A 645-nucleotide genomic window follows, 5' to 3' on the forward strand; every position below is an offset into this window, starting at 1 on the left:
GTGATTCATGACTGGGGTGAAGTCGTAACAAGGTAACCGTAGGGGAACCTGCGGTTGGATCACCTCCTTACCTTAAAGAACCTGCCTTTGTAGTGCTCACACAGATTGTCTGATGAAAATACAGCAGTAAGTAATCTCTGCAGGCTTGTAGCTCAGGTGGTTAGAGCGCACCCCTGATAAGGGTGAGGTCGGTGGTTCAAGTCCACTCAGGCCTACCAAATTCGCTCTCGTGCTTTGTTGTGGAAAAGCTCGCATACTTCAGTATGCTTCGCTTCACCACGCCGCGCCCGAAAACGAATTAAGGTTAAAAGAGATTCATTCGATGGGGCTATAGCTCAGCTGGGAGAGCGCCTGCTTTGCACGCAGGAGGTCTGCGGTTCGATCCCGCATAGCTCCACCATCCTTACTGCAAAAAACAAGAAAACTTCAGAGTGTACCTGAAAAGGTTCACTGCGAAGTTTTGCTCTTTAAAAATCTGGATCAAGCTGAAAATTGAAACGACACACAGTCAATGTGTGTTCGAGTCTCTCAAATTTTCGCAATCAGAAGTGAAACATCTTCGGGTTGTGAGGTTAAGCGACTAAGCGTACACGGTGGATGCCCTGGCAGTCAGAGGCGATGAAGGACGTGCTAATCTGCGAAAAG

At 48.2% G+C, this 645-nt stretch carries 2 tRNA genes and 1 rRNA gene; all 3 read left to right on the forward strand.

Features of this window, described 5'->3' with window-relative positions:
* Positions 1 to 70, forward strand: a 16S ribosomal RNA gene (locus PGS10_RS24915); the annotation flags it as partial.
* Positions 71 to 141: 71 nt separating this feature from the next.
* Positions 142 to 218, forward strand: a tRNA-Ile gene (locus PGS10_RS24920).
* A 106-nt stretch (positions 219 to 324) separates the two neighbouring features.
* Positions 325 to 400, forward strand: a tRNA-Ala gene (locus tag PGS10_RS24925).
* The last annotated feature ends 245 nt before the right edge of the window (positions 401 to 645 follow it).

Source organism: Klebsiella sp. 141153 (assembly GCF_032601995.1).
Taxonomy (GTDB): domain Bacteria; phylum Pseudomonadota; class Gammaproteobacteria; order Enterobacterales; family Enterobacteriaceae; genus Klebsiella; species Klebsiella aerogenes.